At 59.2% G+C, this 17598-nt stretch carries 13 protein-coding genes and 7 pseudogenes; 15 read left to right on the top strand and 5 right to left on the bottom strand.

Annotated features, from left to right (window positions below; all coding sequences use genetic code 11):
* Positions 1 to 267: 267 nt before the first annotated feature.
* The 5 genes and pseudogenes from PUT78_RS20280 to PUT78_RS20260 all read left to right on the top strand — a co-directional run.
* Positions 268 to 2049, top strand: a pseudogene (locus PUT78_RS20280) (strawberry notch C-terminal domain-containing protein); the annotation flags it as partial.
* 14 nt (positions 2050 to 2063) lie between these two features.
* Positions 2064 to 3095 carry a DUF7146 domain-containing protein gene (locus tag PUT78_RS20275; protein ID WP_274354078.1) on the top strand — a complete coding sequence of 344 codons (1032 nt, stop codon included), beginning with the start codon at positions 2064 to 2066 and terminating at the stop codon, positions 3093 to 3095.
* Between the two features lie 373 nt (positions 3096 to 3468).
* Complete coding sequence (locus PUT78_RS20270; protein ID WP_274354077.1) at positions 3469 to 4401, top strand: DUF2493 domain-containing protein; 933 nt, start codon at positions 3469 to 3471, stop codon at positions 4399 to 4401.
* 86 nt (positions 4402 to 4487) lie between these two features.
* Positions 4488 to 4744: pseudogene (locus PUT78_RS20265) on the top strand (WGR domain-containing protein).
* A gap of 50 nt (positions 4745 to 4794) precedes the next feature.
* A complete protein-coding gene (locus tag PUT78_RS20260) occupies positions 4795 to 5025 on the top strand; it encodes a DUF6429 family protein (RefSeq protein ID WP_274354076.1) in 231 nt (76 codons plus the stop codon).
* An 87-nt stretch (positions 5026 to 5112) separates the two neighbouring features.
* On the opposite strand, the gene PUT78_RS20255 is transcribed toward PUT78_RS20260, so the two are convergent.
* Positions 5113 to 5739: a transposase gene (locus PUT78_RS20255; RefSeq protein WP_274354075.1), complete on the bottom strand. Its 627-nt coding sequence runs from the start codon at positions 5737 to 5739 to the stop codon at positions 5113 to 5115.
* 176 nt (positions 5740 to 5915) lie between these two features.
* On the opposite strand from PUT78_RS20255, the gene PUT78_RS20250 reads away from it, so the two are divergent.
* Positions 5916 to 6059, top strand: a complete 144-nt coding sequence (locus PUT78_RS20250) for a hypothetical protein (protein ID WP_274354074.1) — start codon at positions 5916 to 5918, stop codon at positions 6057 to 6059.
* Between the two features lie 132 nt (positions 6060 to 6191).
* On the opposite strand, the pseudogene PUT78_RS20245 reads toward PUT78_RS20250, so the two are convergent.
* Positions 6192 to 6942: pseudogene (locus PUT78_RS20245) on the bottom strand (IS5 family transposase).
* A 188-nt stretch (positions 6943 to 7130) separates the two neighbouring features.
* On the opposite strand from PUT78_RS20245, the gene PUT78_RS23750 reads away from it, so the two are divergent.
* The 4 genes and pseudogenes from PUT78_RS23750 to PUT78_RS20220 form a co-directional block, all read left to right on the top strand.
* Positions 7131 to 7997 (top strand): M91 family zinc metallopeptidase, encoded by an 867-nt coding sequence (locus PUT78_RS23750; RefSeq protein ID WP_337994708.1) that lies wholly within the window; start codon positions 7131 to 7133, stop codon positions 7995 to 7997.
* A gap of 175 nt (positions 7998 to 8172) precedes the next feature.
* Complete coding sequence (locus tag PUT78_RS20230; RefSeq protein ID WP_274354073.1) at positions 8173 to 8739, top strand: hypothetical protein; 567 nt, start codon at positions 8173 to 8175, stop codon at positions 8737 to 8739.
* 43 nt (positions 8740 to 8782) lie between these two features.
* Positions 8783 to 8963: pseudogene (locus PUT78_RS20225) on the top strand (IS6 family transposase); the annotation flags it as partial.
* A 92-nt stretch (positions 8964 to 9055) separates the two neighbouring features.
* A pseudogene (locus PUT78_RS20220) lies at positions 9056 to 9205 on the top strand (IS6 family transposase); the annotation flags it as partial.
* Positions 9206 to 9246: 41 nt separating this feature from the next.
* On the opposite strand, the pseudogene PUT78_RS20215 reads toward PUT78_RS20220, so the two are convergent.
* Positions 9247 to 9555 (bottom strand): annotated as a pseudogene (locus PUT78_RS20215) (transposase); the annotation flags it as partial.
* Positions 9556 to 9559: 4 nt separating this feature from the next.
* On the opposite strand from PUT78_RS20215, the gene PUT78_RS20210 reads away from it, so the two are divergent.
* The gene (locus PUT78_RS20210) at positions 9560 to 9826 is read left to right on the top strand and encodes a hypothetical protein (RefSeq protein WP_274354093.1); all 267 of its coding nucleotides are present in this window, start codon (positions 9560 to 9562) and stop codon (positions 9824 to 9826) included.
* Positions 9827 to 10253: 427 nt separating this feature from the next.
* Positions 10254 to 10670 (top strand): VOC family protein, encoded by a 417-nt coding sequence (locus PUT78_RS20205; protein WP_274354072.1) that lies wholly within the window; start codon positions 10254 to 10256, stop codon positions 10668 to 10670.
* Positions 10671 to 11039: 369 nt separating this feature from the next.
* Here PUT78_RS20205 and PUT78_RS20200 read toward each other — a convergent pair whose 3' ends face one another.
* Positions 11040 to 11468, bottom strand: a complete 429-nt coding sequence (locus PUT78_RS20200; protein WP_274354071.1) for a c-type cytochrome — start codon at positions 11466 to 11468, stop codon at positions 11040 to 11042.
* 253 nt (positions 11469 to 11721) lie between these two features.
* Between PUT78_RS20200 and PUT78_RS20195 the strand changes: the two genes are divergently transcribed.
* The 3 genes from PUT78_RS20195 (at position 11722) to PUT78_RS20185 (ending at position 16602) form a co-directional block, all read left to right on the top strand.
* Positions 11722 to 13026, top strand: a complete 1305-nt coding sequence (locus tag PUT78_RS20195; RefSeq protein ID WP_274354070.1) for a hypothetical protein — start codon at positions 11722 to 11724, stop codon at positions 13024 to 13026.
* Positions 13027 to 13059: 33 nt separating this feature from the next.
* Positions 13060 to 13821 (top strand): COG3904 family protein, encoded by a 762-nt coding sequence (locus PUT78_RS20190; protein WP_274354069.1) that lies wholly within the window; start codon positions 13060 to 13062, stop codon positions 13819 to 13821.
* Between the two features lie 471 nt (positions 13822 to 14292).
* Positions 14293 to 16602, top strand: coding sequence for a vWA domain-containing protein (locus PUT78_RS20185; RefSeq protein ID WP_274354068.1), 2310 nt, complete (start codon positions 14293 to 14295; stop codon positions 16600 to 16602).
* Positions 16603 to 17271: 669 nt separating this feature from the next.
* Here the strand turns inward: PUT78_RS20185 and PUT78_RS20180 are convergent.
* Positions 17272 to 17593: pseudogene (locus PUT78_RS20180) on the bottom strand (H-NS histone family protein).
* Between the last annotated feature and the right edge of the window lie 5 nt (positions 17594 to 17598).

Raw genomic sequence — 17598 nt, 5'->3', positions numbered from 1 at the left:
TCGCCCTTGTCTGCCACCCGCGATTACCACCCAAACCTTTCCGTCCTGTCCAGCATAATGCGGAAAAGTGGCTGGCGTAAGCAGGTCAACCCAATCGCCGGCTCGGCCGCCGAGCGGAGAGTTGGAGGGGGAGTTCATGGGGCATGTCCTTCTGCGGTTAAGAGCAGAGGCATCATGATTATCCAAAGCGGAAACCCGAAAATGAATCAGAAGAGCAAGAGCTTGAAACCACGAACTCAGCATAATGCCGACGCGGCATATGCTTGCCTGGACTACCTCGCCCATTCCTTCCCGGTGCAGCTCTACGAGCCCTTCACCGACAGCGAGGGCAATCTGTCTTCCCGGCCCGTCGTGCGCGATGGCCAGCCGGTGGAATGCCGCGAGGCCGCCTGCAGGCGCGACGCGCTGATCGAGCATCTGGCCTCGCTGCCGCCCGTGCCCGGGGCGCTGGACCAGATCGTCCAGCGCTTCGGCACCGATCTGGTGGCGGAAGTCACGGGCCGCTCGCGCCGCATTGTGAGGAAAGGCGAGGGAGCTGCCGCGCGCCTCGTGGTCGACTCTCGCGCCGGGTCTGCCAACCTCGCGGAAACCGCCGCCTTCATGGATGACCAGAAGCGCATCCTGATCTTCTCGGACGCAGGCGGCACGGGGCGCAGCTATCACGCTGATCTCGGGGCAAAGAACCAGCGTCTGCGGGTGCATTATCTGCTGGAACCCGGTTGGAAAGCCGATGCCGCGATTCAGGGACTGGGCCGCACCAACCGCACCAATCAGGCGCAACCACCGCTGTTCCGCCCCGTGGCCACCGATGTGAAGGCGGAGAAACGGTTCCTCTCCACCATCGCGCGCCGCCTCGACACGCTGGGTGCCATCACACGCGGCCAACGTCAGACCGGCGGGCAGGGGCTGTTCCGGCCTGAGGACAACCTCGAGTCCCCCTATGCTCGCGACGCGCTGCGTCAGCTTTATCGCCGCATCTATCGAGGCGATGTGGCGGGCTGCTCGCTGATGGCGTTTGAGGACGCGACAGGTCTCAGCCTGACCGATGACAATGGGCTGAAGGACGACCTGCCCCCGATCACGACCTTCCTCAATCGCCTGCTGGCGCTGACGATCAACATGCAGGCCGTGCTCTTCTCGGCCTTCGAGGAACTTCTCGACCAACGGATCGAAGGGGCGATCGTCGCCGGGGTCTACGACCTCGGGCTTGAGACGCTTCGCGCCGAGAGCTTCCGCGTTACGGATGCGCGGGTGATCTACACCCATCCCGGCTCTGGCGCCGAAACTCAGCTCCTGACCATCGCGCAAAAGCAGCGCAATACACCGCTGTCACTGGCGGATGCGCTCGACTGGCTCGACGACCTAAAGGCACGCCTGCTGGTCAACAGCCGCTCGGGCCGGGCGGCAGTGCAGGTGCCCGCGACCAGCCTGATGCTGGACGACGGTACGATTCAACCGCGCCTGCGGCTGATACGCCCGCTTGATTCCAGCACCGTGCCTGCCAGGATCATGGAGGACACGCATTGGCTCGAGGCCGACCGCGCGGCATTCACCGCCGCGTGGGCCCCGGAACTGGCCGAAGTCCCCGAGTTCACGGAATCCACGCTGCACATCGTGGCGGGCCTCTTGCTGCCGATCTGGAAGCAACTCCCCCAAGATGAAACCCGCGTCTACGGGCTGCAGACCGATGACGGTCAACGCATCATCGGCCGCCGCGTTTCGCCCGCATGGGTTGCTGCTACGCTGGCGACCGATGCGCCGAAGTTCACGGCGGCGCAGGTCCATGCCCTCGTTCTTGAAGGCAAGACTGTCGTGCGCTTGGCCGAAGGGATGGAGTTGCACCGCTCGCGCGTCATGGGGGTGAACCGGATCGAGCTGTCGAGATTTTCTGAGGCCGCCAAGGACAGGCTGAAGGCCGATGGCTTCTTCTCGGAGATCATCGCTTGGAAGCTGCGCCTGTTCTGCCCGGTGGATCCGAGTGGCATTTCGGTGCTGGAGCGCCTGCTTGCGCGCGTGCCGGTCACTGGCCTACATGCACGCAATAGTTGAAAAGGGCGCATCTCATGTCCGTTGAAACTGAAGAGCTTCTGCGCGCGCTTGCGCAGGACGCGGAAGGCGTGTGTCGCCATTACCTTCCCGCTGGTCGGCGGGAAGGGTCTTACTGGATGGTGGGCGACCTGCAAAACACTGCGGGCCGCTCGCTCTTTGTGCGCCTCACGGGCCCGACCTCCGGGCCGGGCGCGCGCGGGAAATGGCAGGATTCAGCCACGTCAGAATTTGGCGATCTTCTGGACATCATCCGCGCGCGCACGGGGATCACGCGGTTTCCCGAACTCCTCGACGAGGCCCGGGCGCATCTTGGCCGCCCAACGCCGGTTCTCCCGGATACGCCAGTGCCGAAGAAGGCCCAGGCCCCCGGTGGCACGCCAGCGGCGGTGGCGCGCCTGTTCGCGGCCTCAAAGCCGATCGTAGGCACGCTTGCCGACACCTATCTGCGCGCCCGAGGCGTCGCACGAGGCGGCAAGATGAGCGCGCTGCGCTTCCATCCGAAGTGCTGGCATCGGGATGAAGGCCAGACCAAAGGCATCCCCAGACCAGCGCTGATCGCGGCGGTCACCGATGGGGCAGGGGTCTTGAAGGGTGTGCATCGCACCTGGTTGGCACCTGACGGACAAGGAAAGGCGACCGTCGAAACGCAGCGGCGGGCCATGGGTCACATCCTAGGCAATGCCGTCCGGCTGACCCCGCATGACGACATTCTCGTGGTCGGCGAAGGCATCGAAACCATGCTGTCCCTGTCCGAGGCGGCCCCCGGCCTTCCTGTCTGGGCGGCGCTCTCATCGGGTCACCTCGGGGCGGTCCTTCTGCCGGATGGGGTGCAACGCCTCTACATCGCTATCGACCGCGATCCGGCCGGGCAACGCGCGGCAGAGAGGTTGAGCGCCAGAGCCACCGAGGTCGGAATTTGTTGCCATGTGCTCGAGCCTCAACTCGGGGATTTCAACGATGATCTCCGGGCGAAGGGCAAGGAAGCGCTGCGCCAGCATCTGGCAGGTCAGATCGGGCCAAAGGATCGGCAGCGCCTGTTGGGCTGAGCAACGCCGCAAGGGGCGGTCCGGGCCGGGCTGCGGGGGCAGGGGCCCTGCAGTCCTGTCGTGGGTGTGGAGCGTCGTCATTGCCGCTTTCCGGGTAAATCTCATCCCCACGACTGCCCTGCGCGGCCTTCTCAGAGATGGGCGTGCTGCCGTCAAAGGGTCCGCCCCCTCAAGGGCGGCAGGCAGGCTATTTCCGCTGCGGGGCGCGCCCCGCTTTGCATCGCGAAACAAATAGCCCGCCTGCTGCCCTCCTTCACTGCGTTTCGGCCCCGAAGGCGGGGTGAAGTGGCGTCCGCCATGACGGCTCAGAGCTGCCCATGAAGGCCGCGCGGGTTGTCGCGCGGACGAGTTGAGACCCGGAGGCAAGAAACCGATGACGATCCACACCCATGACGACGCGTATGAACCCGCCCACACCGCATCCCAGACGGCCCATGCGCTCGACGAGTTGCAGCTTTACGGCTACCGCCCCTTTGACGAGCCCGATCCGCGCCCGATGCCCGATGCGCAGCGCCTTGCGGTCGCCGTCGCAGACATCTTCGATGCCCTTGTCGCGACCCTGGAAGACACTCGCATGGAACCCGACATTGAGGAAGTGCTCTGGGGCCAGGTCAACCTTTTCCACCGCGCCACAGCGCGGATCGAGCGGTCGCTCGATGAGAACGAGCAGGCGCAGCGCCGCCTCCAGCGGGAACAGGATGGCTCCGAGGTGAAGTCCAAAGAGCTCGAGCGCCTGACGGCCGAAGGTGTGAGCCTCATTGAGCGGCGCAACTGCATGGACATGATGCGCGATCACGCCGCGAACGAGTTCGTCCATCACACGGGATCGACCTGGCGTCCCCGTACCGGATCAAAGGTGAACCGCCAGCATATGACCGCGGCGCTGGTCGACAGCCGCGACTTTTTGGCCGCCAAGCGCCGTGCAGAGACCGAAGTGATGCTGCCCGCAGGCCCCAAGGTCGCCCTCACCGGTGGGACCGACTTCAACGATCACCGCCTGATCTGGGGCAAGCTCGATCAGGTCCGGACGAAATATCCCGACATGGTCCTTCTGCATGGGGGAAGCCCCAAGGGCGCAGAGCTCATCGCCGCCAAATGGGCCGAGGCGAGGGGTGTGACGCAGGTGGCCTTCAAGCCTGACTGGACCAAGCACGCCAAGGCCGCGCCCTTCAAGCGCAACGACGCGATGCTTGACGTGCTGCCCGTGGGTGTGTTGGTCTTCCCGGGCAATGGCATCCAGGAGAACCTCGCCGACAAGGCCCGCAAGCTGGGTATTCCGGTCATGAAGTTCGAGAAGGGGGCGTGAGCCCCCTTTTCTCCTCGCGAGGAAATCAAGGTGGAAGCAACAGCGTCCACCTGATATCATCGGAGAAAGCCCTGCTGGATTGCGACATGTCTCATAGCATCAACCAACTGGAGATCTTCCCGACCGAGCTGCAGATGCGCCGGATTGTTCCCGCGCGCAACATGCGGCGGTTTTACCGTATGAGCATCCAGCCTGATCTCTTTGGCGGTACCAGCCTCGTGCGCGAACGGGGCGGATCGGTGCGCGCGGACAGATGATGGTTGAACAGCACTCTGATGAAGGGCGGGCGGTGACCGCACTGATGAAACTTGCACGCGTGAAACAGCGGCGGGGATATGCATGACGTGCGCGCGTGCAAAACGGACCAGAAACCAGGTCAAAGACGAGGGAGAGATGACACTTGACACTGACAAGATCGATGACGCAGCCCTCGCGATCCTCAGCCTGACCCTGCATTATGGCACTCAGGTCTGGAAAGGGGTCGATTGGGACATCACGAACCGTCTGCACGACAAGGGCCTGATCGAAGACCCAAGGCGCAAGGCGAAATCGCTGACCCTGACGCAAGCGGGTATCGAGCGCGCGCGAGCTGTTCTCGCGCAGGAATTTGGCAAGTCCCCGTGAGGGACGGCGTTGCGGAGATACTGTTGAAAAAGTCGACGTTCGAAGCGTTCTGACTGGCATCCAAAGCGGGCCGATTGCCAGTCCCGCTCATGCGGGGTCTGGCTGGGGCACCAATTTGGCCAGTTTGCGGAGATTCTGGGCGGTTGCGGCGAGCTGGAATTGCTCGGTTGCGCCTTTGGGTCCACGCAGTCGTATCATTCTCAGCCCGATGTATCGCTTCAGATGTGCAAAGAGCATCTCGACCTTTCGCTTTTGCCTGAACGAGGTCATGTAGGCGTCGGTTTTGCTGACATTCGTGGGGCGCGGCTTCGAGAATTTACGGCGGGACGTCTCGAGCGTATTTCCGGCAAGGCATGTATACCTGTCGGCGGTCGCATCGTAGGCAAACTCCTCCCGCGAGAAGGTGCCGTCGGTGCGTTTCGATTTGTCCCAGACCGGGATGTGAGGTGCGATCTTGCGGTCCTCCACCAGCCAGCCCAGCATCTCGGCCGATCCGTAGACAATATCGCCGACCAGCTTACCAGGTTTGATGCCGAAGCGTGCCTTCACCCGGTCGATCATGTCCCGAGCGGCACGCGCCTCCGCTGGCCGGATTGGAGCTGTGGGTTCGATATCCACGATCACGGCATTGTCCAGATCCACCAGATAGTTGGTGGAATAGGCACAGTAGGCGGCACCGCCATCGGCACCCGTCCTGCGAGCGGCCGGGTCCACCGGCGAGATGTATTTGGGAATGGCGGCGGTCGCTGCGCCGAAGGCCGCATCGTCGAGTGTTTCAAGATATTCGTCCTCGGCGTGGGACGTGAGGTCGGGCGGCAGGCCTTCCTTGCTGTCGATGCGCGGGTCTGATTGGCATTCGCCCGGATCAGGCTGGCATCGACGCCGAAGCTATGACCGCCGACCAAACCTTCATCCATGCAGTGTTGCAGGACGGTCTCGAACAGATGACCGTCAGCCGTGGCCAGCACGATCCGGGCCCGCCAGACAAGCTTGCGCGGCGTGTTGCGGTTGGTGATCAGGGCTTTACGCGCTGAACGGTCGGTGGGGCCGAGATATGGGCAAATGTCATCATATTTCATCCCCAAGATATGGCACGTAACGCCGCTAGCGGGAATCTTGTGTCAGGTGGCGAACATTAGGCATGCTTCATTCGGGCCTGTTGACGTTCACCTGATTTGAATGATGGTTGCTGCATGCGAGATGAAGGCGCTGAAGCTCTGATCTGTTTTGCATGATCGCATTGCGATGGCCCTGTTTGCCTTGAGCTTCCCGAAGTAATTTTCGATCAGGTGCCGCCATTTGTAAGTCTCGTTGTCGAATGTCGCGGGGAAACGCCTGTTTGATTTTGGCGGGATGATAGGGGTAACGTTGCGTTCAGCGAGGGCAGTGCGCAGCCTGTCTGCGTCAAACGCGCGGTCAGCGAGCAGGTGATCGGCGGCCAGACCTTCGATCAAATCCGACACGGCGCGCAGGTCATGCGCCTGCCCGGGCATCAGCCTGAAATCGGCGAGGTTCCCCAAGCTGTCGGTCAGCGCCAGTATTTTGGTGGTGATACCACCGCGCGAGCGCCCTATGGCCTGGCTGAGAGTCCCCCTTTAGCGCCCTGGCCCGAGCGATGGACCTTGACGAATGAGCCATCAATCATCGCGTATTCGAGATTGGGGGCGGAAGATAACGCTCCGAACATATTGTAAAATACATTGACCTTGACCCACCGCCGGAAGCGTTTGAAGACCGAGTTCCAATGCCCGGATTCAGCAGGCAATTCGCACCACTGCGCGCCCGTGCGCACAATCCACAAGACCGCTTCCATGAACAACGCGGATCGCGTCCGGTCTGGCCGGGGTCGGTTTGCTTGCCAAGGCAGAAGGGTTCAATGATCGCCCAATGGGCGTCGGTCAGGGCACGTCGGGTCAAGGCTGCTCTCCTCTGTTTGCAACCTTGAATCAGAACTCACACCAAATAGAAATCCTGAACGTCAACAGGCCTTAGTTGTAAGATGACAGTGCGCGTGCTTTTTGATATACTGAGTGCTGTTCAATTTCGTTTTTCCATCTCCCTTTTTTATACGCAGACCTCAGGGGTTTTCAACGCGGAGCTTCGCCATGCCACCTGCCGCACGGGTGACTGATCTGCATACCTGCCCGATGGCACCCCCGCCCGGTTTGCCCATCATTCCGCCTTGTGCAGTCAATGTTTTGATCGGCTTCATGCCTGCCGCGCGGATGACGGATCTGTGCGCCTGCATTGGGCCGCCGCCCGCGCCAGTCGATGCCATCATCTTTGGCTCGCCTACGGTTCTGATCGGCGGGTTGCCTGCCGCGCGCATGGGCGACCCGACAGCTAAGGGTGGGGTGATCACGACAGGTTTTCCCACGGTATTGATCGGGTTGGCCGGGGTCGCCGCACCGCCGCCGCCAGTGATGCCCGTGCCCGTGGGTCCTGTCTCGCTCTCGATCAAGGATGACGGATCGTATGTAGCGCAATTGGGCGACAATATATCGATTGAGGGCAGTAAGGATTTCGTGGAGACCACCCTTGATGATCTTGCGATGCTGAACGGAACCCCCACGGGAAGCAGCCTGATTTCTACTATCATGCAGAGTGATAAACCTGTCCGTATCGTCGAGACCAATGGGGGAAATTCAGTTACGGGATTCACTGGGGATGCATGGTTGAACGACGATGGAGCTGCTGGTGCGGGGTCTCCGTCGACAGTAAACTACAACCCCGAGCGCACACAGATCGGCGATGGATCAGAAGACTGGATGACGCGTCCTCCGATCGTGGGCCTGGGGCATGAGTTGGTCCATGTGGACCAAGTGCAGAACGGCAGGTTGGACAGGGCCGAGGTGGATGGAACACCCCACTACGAACTTGAAGCGGTGGGGCTAGGCGATTTTGCAGATGCACCGCATACGGAGAACCAGATTCGCAATGACCTTGGCGAACCACAGCGGCCACGTTACTGATCGTGAGGTCAGAGACAGGTATAAGCGCCAGCCAGCCAAGATGGCGCGACGCCGGCAGGGTCCCGTCAGACCATGGTTTTGGCAGCACTGGTGGCGCTATGTGATGAAGAACTTGCTTTGTGCACTGCTACTGAGTGTCTGGGGCACAAGCGTTTCGGCGCAAGAGGAGAGCATAATGTCAAATTTTGACGAAAGCGCGGTGAGGTTGCAGATTGAGTGGTCCCTTGCGGAAGATCACCTCGCCGCCAGATATAATGTGGAAAACCGGAGCTCCGAGACTTTGCTGGTCTTTGATCGCCTATACAGGACCGCCCGCTCGGGTGAACGCAGCGTCGTTCCGGATTTAGCGTGGCGCTGGCTGGAGGCGGACGGACGCTACATAGTTGCGAAATATGTTCCACCAATTCCAGAAGGCATGCTGCTGGAGGCCCCCGAGCTGCCCTATGCGCGCCTGTTGCCGCCAGGTGAACGACTGACAGGGCAAGTGTTGCTGCCTGTACCTCTTGATGAGAAGTGGCCTTATGCAGAATCCCCTGTCGCGCCCAAAACCAACACTGTTGATAACCTCGAATTCTGGCTCGGCTATGCTTGGGCCGAAAGCGACATGCAAATGCGTAGGATAAAGACAGATAATGAGACCGTTTTCTCGGTCGATTTTGGCTGGGCAAAGCCGCGCCAAAGCCTTTTGCAGGTCACGACGACTGGCATTAACCTGCCCATGGCCGCTGACGGGCAGCGCTAACGCGAATATTTGGACAAGTACTGCTACGATGTGTCTGCGACAGAAGTCCCTTCATTTCATGCTATCTGAGCGCCGCGACAAAGTTGCCGCGTGGGGCTTTCAGGCGGGCGATCGGTATGAATGGTGTTCCCGATCGTATTGTTATCGACAAAAGCGGGGCCAATCTAGCTGGGCTGGAAGCCGTGAATGTAATCCTGAAAGTCAAATACCTTAACAATATCCTTGGTTCTGTTGCAAAGATTTTTGGTTTTCTGATGGCGCTGCGGCGGATGCATCGCGTCAGGAGATCAGCTCGCAGCGATGCTTGGACGGCACAATGGTTGATTTCAAAGGCGCACATTATCCGAAATCGGTGATCCTGTTCGCGGTGTTTTTCTATGTGCGCTACCCGGTTTCTTATCCTGATCTCGAAGATATTATGCAGGAGCGTGAGGTCGATGTCGATCATGCTACCTTGAACCGTTGGTGGTCAAGTACTCCCCCTCTGGGTCAGGCCTCGTTCTTGTTTCATAGCCAGAACATCACGATGGTGAGTGCTATGGCCGAGAGGAAGACCTTCGAGCTTCGATCATATTGGGTCGCAATCCTTCGCCAGTCCTTCAGCCGAGTGAACATGATCTCGACCCTGTTGCGGCATTTGTAGCGGCCCAAGTAGTATTTGACGGCCTTTCCCCTAGTCTTTCGCCCCGGGACACAAGGCTTTATCTCCTTGTCTTTCAACGCATCTCTGAACCAGTCGGCCTCATAGCGCCGGTCGGCCAGCAGCCATTGCGCATTTTCCAAGCTGCCCAACAGGGCTGCCGCGCCGGTGTAGTCGCCGTTGACACAGCGCAACAGATTTCTTCAAGGCATTCTGGTGCAGTCCGCGATCATTTTTTCGCTGGCGGGTGTGCTGCTGGCGTTGGTCCTCCGGCGGGAGGCCTTCTCCGTGGTAATGAGCGGGACTAGTATTGTTGCGCTGGCGGGGATTGTGGTGAACAACAGCATCATGCTGATTGACGCCTTAATGGAACCCGCGCGAAGGGTCCGTCGCCGGCAGAGGCAGTCTTTCGGGTCGGTGAAGAGCGGTTCCGTCCGGCGCAGCTGACCGTCGTGACCACCATGGTCGGATTGACGCCGCTGGAGTTGGGGGTGGTGACCGTGGATTTCTTTGGGCGGGGTCTGTTTTTCGGGGCGGTTCTGCGTTCAGCTTTCCACTGCTATCGTGGGCAGTCTGGAGTTTTCTAGCGTCATCACCATCCTGCTAACGTCTGCGCTGTTGGTATGGGACGGAAACAGTTGCGAAAGGTGGGCTGGCCGCGCTTCGCCCTTTTGGGTTGCCCACGTCATTAGCGCGGATGATGTCATCTGTCTTTAACCTTGGTCAATGCATGGGGAACGATGATAGACTTGAATGTACTGCGACAGGGAATGTGCATCTTCAGTACGCTCCGATGAAACATGCCGGGACAGTGATGATTGCCTGCACAGCAAGTACACATTTATTTGCAACCCCCAAAAAATGAGGTCCAGTCATGCCCAAGATACATTCTATCCTCGAGACAGCGCTTTATGTCCATGACCTTGACCGTGCGACCGCGTTCTATGACGATATCATGGGCCTGCCGGTTCTGCACGCAGATGACAGGATGTGCGCTTACAATATCAATGGCCGCAGCGTTCTCTTGCTGTTTGTTCGCGGCGCCACGACTGAAGCCGTAGAGACGCCCGGCGGGGTGATTCCGCCGCATGACGGATCAGGGCAATTGCACATAGCCTTTGCCGTGACGCAAGATGAAATAGAGCCATGGCGCGCACACTTGGCCGCGCATGACATCTCCATTGAGGGGACATCCGACTGGAAAAACGGAGGTCATAGCCTGTATTTTCGTGATCCTGACGGGAACCTTCTGGAACTCGCCACAACCCCGGGCGTTTGGGACGGCTTCTGATGACTATGTGCGTGCTATCAGCAGACAAATGCCGCAGCGCAGCGCCCGGAAATGATCGATCGCCGGTAGCGCGGCCATATGCGAAATTCAAACCAGCTCGCAGGCTGGTGCTGTTGGGCTTTCTGGGCAGGTGTTTGGCCAAGCAGTCTCTTCGCGTATGCAGGACTATTCAGACCTCTTCGGGTAGCTCCGTCGGGGGGGCATCTGGCGTTTGTGGGATTTTCGCAGGTCTGAACGGCCGAGTTTCCTTGGGTGGCTCAGGTATTTCATCCGATGCCGAGGGTCGATCTGGCTCCCGTTTGACAGACACTTCTGGCAATGGCGCAGGCGTTTCGCCGGGTTTTGGGTACCCTTGCCGGTGGGTTCTGTTCAGTCTTCTCCCTCTTCCGCAGTGCGCGTGGCCTGAATTTCCTGAATTCGCTCGGGCCAGGTCGAGCGGATGAACGCAAGGATAGCTTCGATTTCCTCCGCGCTCAGGATATCGCCAAAACCGGGCATGCCAGAGATGAAACTGACCCCGAGATCATCCAGTATGGCCTGTCCCCCGCGCTGGACATACTCGAACAGCATCCCGTCGCCGTGATGCCATGTATGCCCGGTCTCGTCATGCGGTGGCGCAGGAAACAGCCCATCCGGACCGGCGCGCTGCCAGTCTGGCGCCCCTTCCAGGTCCACCCCGTGACAAGCCGCGCAATGATCAGCGTATAACATGCGCCCGATGTCGGGATTATCCGCCATCGCGCTGCCAAGCTGCCCTGCAAACAGGGTCAGAGCTGCGAGAATTATCGGTTTACCCATTCAGAACCTCTTCTTTCAAGGACAACCGTATCATTTATCGCCAAGAGCCGCAGACTGGAGAGCCAAAGCATTTAGGATCGGCTAAACAGATCACCGCGATACGCAGACGCGCAAACAAAAGGCGAGAATCTAGCACAGAAGGTGCCCAGCCAAGCACCTGATTGTGTATTGTAGCTTCTGCATTTCGTCGTCGTGTGGCATGTTTGGTCTGCTATAGGGAAATTTCCCATCGAAATGTCTTGAGAGGCCAGGGGTGACCGAAAAAGCACAAAAACTTACAGCAAATGAAGCCAAAGGCCTCCGCACAGCCAAAGAACTGGAAGGACACCTCGTTTGGCTTGACACATTCACACCGGCGGCACTTGGTGTTCTTGCCATTGCATCGGGTATCTACACGTATCTTGGTGTTTCCTCTCTGCTTGAGGATACCGGGGCGATGTCATTTTTCGCAGCAGTTGCTTACTCCATTGCCGTCTCGGTCGGCATATTTGTGTTCTGGAGCTATATGCTGCGGCTCTTACCCTCGATGCGTAGCGCGGCGGGCTTTATCGGGCTTTCTATTTCCACATTTGTTGGGTCGTTGGCAATCATTGCTATGTCAAGTTGGCTCAACGCGGCCGCGCTGGCGGGTGCAGCTGCTGTTGAGCAACACTTGGAAAATACTGTGCGCGACTATCAAGCTGCACTTGAGCAGTCTCATGAAATAGCGCTTTCGGGTCAAGCATTGGGTCGAGAAGTACAGCGCGCTCGCGAAACATTCGAGGCATTGGCCGCTCAGGAGCGGTCTGGCGAGTTATCTGGGACTGCAGGCGAAGGAGCGGTTTTTCGCGTCCTTATTCAAAAAACCGAAGAGCTGCGCAATCTAGAGGGACAAATCTCTGCACAACAGCCCCTCATCGAGACAGCGTTTGCGGAAGGCAACGCCATTTTGGGTCGGATGCGCGCGCTCACAGTCGCTCCAGGTCCCGTGAGGCAACGGTCTGTCGCTTTCTCCGAAGAAAGCGTGCGCTTGGCAGGTGTTATCACCAGTTTGAACCAATATTCGGTCGCTTCTCTTGTCGCGCGCGCTGCCGGGGATCTGCCTGCATCGGTCGTTTTGCCCGAACTCGATGGTCGGAGCTCTGCTGTGCGAGAGGCACAGTCATCGACAATTGGCTCTGTCTTGAATGCTCTTGATCAGCGTAGTCTAACTTTGAGACGCGCCGCGGACGAGGTTCTGGCGATCAATCCGCCGCAAGAAACCGCTTACAATCCCATCTCCAGTGCTGACGCTGTCATCAAGTATGCAGGTAACTTTGTTCCGTCTTGGGCCGGTGCCATCGCAATCGATTTGCTGCCCGGTATTCTGGTATTTGTTTTGGCCATTACGCAATCCGCGATACGTAATGGCCGAGATGGCATCAGTATCGAAGAGACTTTGACCTTGGCCGATCTCAAAGCTGCGATCAATGCAATGAAGGACGTGGAGGCATCTATGGGAGCGGCAGATGCCGAGATCTTGCGGCGCACACTCCCATTGGAAAAAGTCGCGGCGGAGAAGCAGCAGGCGGCGGAGTAAGGCTTGGTGATAGACAAGTTTAGGGTATCACATATGACGATTGGCAGGGGCCTGAAATGGGCGCTTGTGGCGCAAGTGGTGCTAGCGGTTTTTCTTGTGATTGCAGACATTGACCGCAGTTGGATACCTCGGGTCGGCAGCCAGCCGCCGCTGCCATCCGGGCCTGTCTCGCCCGGCGATCAGGTGCGCAGATACGATCCGTCGCGACCCCATCCAGAGTTCACTGACAGACCTGACCGGCCCCCGATTGACTTGCCCAGTGAGTTTCCGGCCCGACTTGAATTCAGTATGGTGGACGCCGCTGACGACACGCGGGTCTTGTTGCTCAACGGCCCGATCAATTCCGGTGACAGCGAGAGATTCACGAACTACCTGGCAGGCATGAACACGCCGCCTGAAACGGTGGCGCTGAACAGTCCGGGTGGTGTCGTGAGTGAAGCTTTGTCAATCGGCAGGGGGTTGAGAGAGGCCGAAGCCAACACGATTATGCTTCCTGGAATGATATGCCTTTCGTCTTGCCCCTATATGTTCGCGGCTGGACAGAATCGTCACGTTTCTCGCACTGCTGCACTTGGGCTACACCAACACTACTATGAGACGCCAGGCTACATGCCCGTTTTCCTTGCCGTCGAGGGCATTCAATACGGCCAAGGCCAAACGCTTGAGTATCTGATTGAAATGGGGGTGAATCCGGGTTTGATGGTTTATTCTCTGAATACACCGCCTGAAGAAATTTATCTCTTGGTCGAAGAAGAACTGTTACAAACCCAGTTGGCCACAGAGATGATTGAGTAGCCTGGCCTCTGCGTCGGCTTCAGGCACGTCTTGGAGCAGCATATCTTCGCCATACACAGGCGATGTAAGCGCCATCGTCATCCTCAGGCAAATAGAGGATGAAGGAGTAGGCCGTCATGTCAGATATCCGGGATGGCGATAGGGCCGATGCCAATCACATGACCTGTGACAGTTTCCCGCTTGACCACCAACCGCGCGCAAAGGTCATAAAATAACATCATCGATTCGATCGCTAGCACAGGTCGACAGCTGCACGACCCGTTCAAACGGACGGGGCGCTGCTGGATGTCGTCGATTAATCTGATTGCGTAACACCAGATCTGATCAGTCAGGGCGCAACTGAGCAGGTTACGGTAAAATGGGTTTTCAGGGCCTGCTGTCAAAGATGTCTAGGCTCAACATGCCCCTGCAACATTGCTTCATGAAGTTTGACAGGACAACCTGCGGCAAACCGGCAAGAAGGATGACAAGATGACTAAGCTGACCACAATCGCATTGAGTGCCATCTTCCTGGGTGCTCCGCTGGCGGCGCAGGATGCGGTATCAGAACGGGTCGCGATCATGGTCTTTGATGCGTCCGGGTCAATGTGGAACCGGCTGGAAGGTGATTTAACCCGTATCGAAGTCGCCCGCGATGTGATGAGCAGCTATTTCCAAAGTCGCGATACCACGATTCCACTCGCGGTCATTGCCTATGGCCACCGGCAGCGCGGCTCTTGCGCAGATATCGAAACCATCACGCCCCTTGCTCAGCATGACGGCACAGAGATCGCCGCAAGATTGCAAGGCCTTAATCCGCAAGGCATGACACCGCTAACCGCATCCATGGCGATGGCGCGCGATATGATACCAGCCACGGCGGAATCCGCAGACCTTATCCTGATCACAGACGGTCTCGAAAATTGTGATGGTGATCCCTGCGCGCTTGCCGTTGATCTCGCAGCACAAGGGATTGATATTCGTGCCCATGTGGTTGGCTTTGGCATGACCGAAGACGATATCAACACGCTTTCCTGCCTGCCCGAACATACCGGTGGAATGCTATTCCAGACAAACTCCGGTGTTGAACTGGCCGAGGCCATGAATGCCGTTTCATCGCCCGAACCAGAGCCTGTGATCATTGATGAGCCACCGGTAGAGGAGGTTGTCGAACCAGACCTGCCGGAAGCCTCAATCTCCGGCCCCGATACGATCCGCGCGGGTGAAAGCTTCACCCTGCAATGGTCCGTGCCAATCAACGACCGTGACATCGTCACCATCGTCCCAATGGGCGCGGACGAGGGAGAGCTGGGCACATGGTCGCGGGTCGGCGGTTCCGCTACGCAGACTGATCTGCGCGCACCGTCCGATCCCGGAATGTATGAGCTGCGTTATGTCCTCAATGAGGGCCGCCAAACACTCGCCAGCGCCGCCATCGAGGTGACCACGCCGGAAGCCTCAATCTCCGGCCCCGATACGATCCGCGCAGGTGAAAGCTTCACGCTGCAATGGTCCGCCCCGATCAACGACCGTGACATCGTGACCATCGTCCCGATGGGCGCCGATGAGGGCGCGCTTGGCACATGGTCACGCGTTGGCAGTTCCGCAACGCAGACCGACCTGCGCGCACCGTCCGATCCCGGCATGTATGAACTGCGCTATGTCCTCGACGAAGGCCGCCAAACACTCGCCAGCGCCGCCATCGAGGTAACCACGCCGGAAGCCTCAATCTCCGGCCCCGATACGATCCGCGCAGGTGAAAGCTTCACGCTGCAATGGTCCGCCCCGATCAACGACCGTGACATCGTGACCATCGTCCCGATGGGCGCGGACGAAGGCGCGCTTGGCACATGGTCACGCGTTGGCAGTTCCGCAACGCAGACCGACCTGCGCGCACCGTCCGATCCCGGCATGTATGAACTGCGCTATGTCCTCGACGAAGGCCGCCAAACACTCGCCAGCGCCGCCATCGAGGTAACCACGCCGGAAGCCTCAATCTCCGGCCCCGATACGATCCGTGCCGGTGAAAGCTTCACCCTGCAATGGTCCGAGCCGATCAACGACCGTGACATCGTCACCATCGTCCCGATGGGCGCGGACGAAGGCGCGCTTGGCACATGGTCACGCGTTGGCAGTTCCGCAACGCAGACCGACCTGCGCGCACCGTCCGATCCCGGCATGTATGAGCTGCGCTATGTCCTCGACGAGGGCCGCCAAACACTCGCAAGTGCCGTCATCGAGGTGACATCGGTCGCGATTGAGGTAACCGGGCCAGACGTTGTGCGCGCTGGCGATCAAATTCGGATCACTTGGAGTGATCAGGTCAACGACCGTGACATCGTGACTATCGTGCCGCTCGGGGAGGACGAGGGAGAATTGGACGATTGGGCGCGTGTCGGTCAGTCACAATTGCAGCGCGACTTTGAAGCGCCCGCCACGACGGGCATGTATGAAGCGCGGTATGTTCTGGACGAAGGGCGGGTCACCCTGGGTCGCCACATCTTTGAGGTTCTGGATGCGACAGCCACCCTTGGGGATGATGTCCTGCTCGAAGTGCCGCAAACGGCTGCGCCCGGTGCCACGATCACAATCACCTGGAGCGGCAACGAAACCGGTATCAATCAGCGCATAGCGTTGGCGCGTGCCGATCAGGCGCTGTTCACATGGATTGCGGCTGAACCGGCGGAAGAACGCAGCGAAGTCACGTTCACGCTGCCCGCAGATCCCGGTTTCTACGAGATCCGCTATCTCGACTTTGACACGCAGGAAGCGTTGAGCCGCGCGACAATCGACGTGCGTTGAAGGTGGTTTCGGGCTTGCGATTACCCACAAGTGGATCCTTGTCCAATCTCTGCTCCGAGCTGGATATCTGCGAGGCGGCGCAGCCCCTTCAATATAACGGTGTTGCCTGGGGGCGGATCAGACATTCTGGCGAGACAACCGCTGAGACGTGCGAGCTTTGTGAGATAGAACAGAAGCGTGCCTGGTCTCGCCCCTCGATTGCCACCATCTCCGACGAGCCTGTCGAGGATGGCGATCTCTGATGGGGTCAGGGCCGTTTCGGGATCTGCGTCTGGACTGGCACGTGCCATCATACTCGTCCAAAGCACGCCAAAGAACACCACATTGCTTCGGGCACACCGCGCGGATGATCACAAACGCGCATCAGGTAGAACGGTCAGAACAAGCCTGACGGGTGACTTTCCTGGGCCATCGGGGGGGTGAGTTTGAATCCTCTGTTTCTTACGCACCACTGACGGCAGAGGCGGGCACAGCGAATGGCCGCTCTGCCCAAATGCTGCGCGTGCACTGGTGCGAGGTCACAGTCGGCTCTCCGCCCTCTACGTCGGTTTTGCGCTGAACGCACTGCGCGAGACCTGCCGCCGTTGAGTAAGTCAAACGTGGCGCGCTACAGGCCATGCGAGCGGCGGCTTCGGTGAAACGTGACAATGCGCCTGATTGCGATGGCTTTCAGCTAATGGCCATGTCCTCTGCAGTTTTGCCCACTTCCAATGCTGCCACGAACCACTGCGGTTTACGCCCCCGGCCGGACCAGGTGAGCGCCGGGTTCTCAGGGTGGCGGTATTTCGGCGCGGCTGGTGCGCGTGTGGGTTTTGCATCACGGCCGACCAGTTCGGCCAGAGAGTAGCCCAGCTCCTTGGCGAATGCTTCCACCTTGGCACGGGCCTCTGCCTTTTGCCGGTGCTCATAGGTGGAAATCGACTTGGCGATGTCCATCATGCAATCTGCGCAGCTCACTCACCGACAGCGCCTCGAGATCGGAATCAGCCACGTGAT

Origin of the sequence: Roseinatronobacter alkalisoli, from assembly GCF_028745735.1 — a bacterium.
Taxonomy (GTDB): Bacteria; Pseudomonadota; Alphaproteobacteria; order Rhodobacterales; family Rhodobacteraceae; genus Roseinatronobacter; species Roseinatronobacter alkalisoli.
The sequence above is the reverse complement of the archived record's forward strand: the minus strand, read 5'-3'. Positions and strand labels throughout refer to the sequence as shown.

Excerpts from the sequence above, each read along its gene's own strand:
- PUT78_RS20200 (WP_274354071.1), bottom strand. The coding sequence starts at position 11,468 with ATGGGTAAACCGATAATTCTCGCAGCTCTGACCCTGTTTGCAGGGCAG.
- PUT78_RS20250 (WP_274354074.1), top strand. The coding sequence starts at position 5,916 with ATGACCGCCGACCAAACCTTCATCCATGCAGTGTTGCAGGACGGTCTC.
- PUT78_RS20260 (WP_274354076.1), top strand. The coding sequence starts at position 4,795 with ATGACACTTGACACTGACAAGATCGATGACGCAGCCCTCGCGATCCTC.
- PUT78_RS23750 (WP_337994708.1), top strand. The coding sequence starts at position 7,131 with ATGCCACCTGCCGCACGGGTGACTGATCTGCATACCTGCCCGATGGCA.
- PUT78_RS20230 (WP_274354073.1), top strand. The coding sequence starts at position 8,173 with ATGTCAAATTTTGACGAAAGCGCGGTGAGGTTGCAGATTGAGTGGTCC.
- PUT78_RS20270 (WP_274354077.1), top strand. The coding sequence starts at position 3,469 with ATGACGATCCACACCCATGACGACGCGTATGAACCCGCCCACACCGCA.
- PUT78_RS20185 (WP_274354068.1), top strand. The coding sequence starts at position 14,293 with ATGACTAAGCTGACCACAATCGCATTGAGTGCCATCTTCCTGGGTGCT.
- PUT78_RS20205 (WP_274354072.1), top strand. The coding sequence starts at position 10,254 with ATGCCCAAGATACATTCTATCCTCGAGACAGCGCTTTATGTCCATGAC.
- PUT78_RS20190 (WP_274354069.1), top strand. The coding sequence starts at position 13,060 with ATGACGATTGGCAGGGGCCTGAAATGGGCGCTTGTGGCGCAAGTGGTG.
- PUT78_RS20275 (WP_274354078.1), top strand. The coding sequence starts at position 2,064 with ATGTCCGTTGAAACTGAAGAGCTTCTGCGCGCGCTTGCGCAGGACGCG.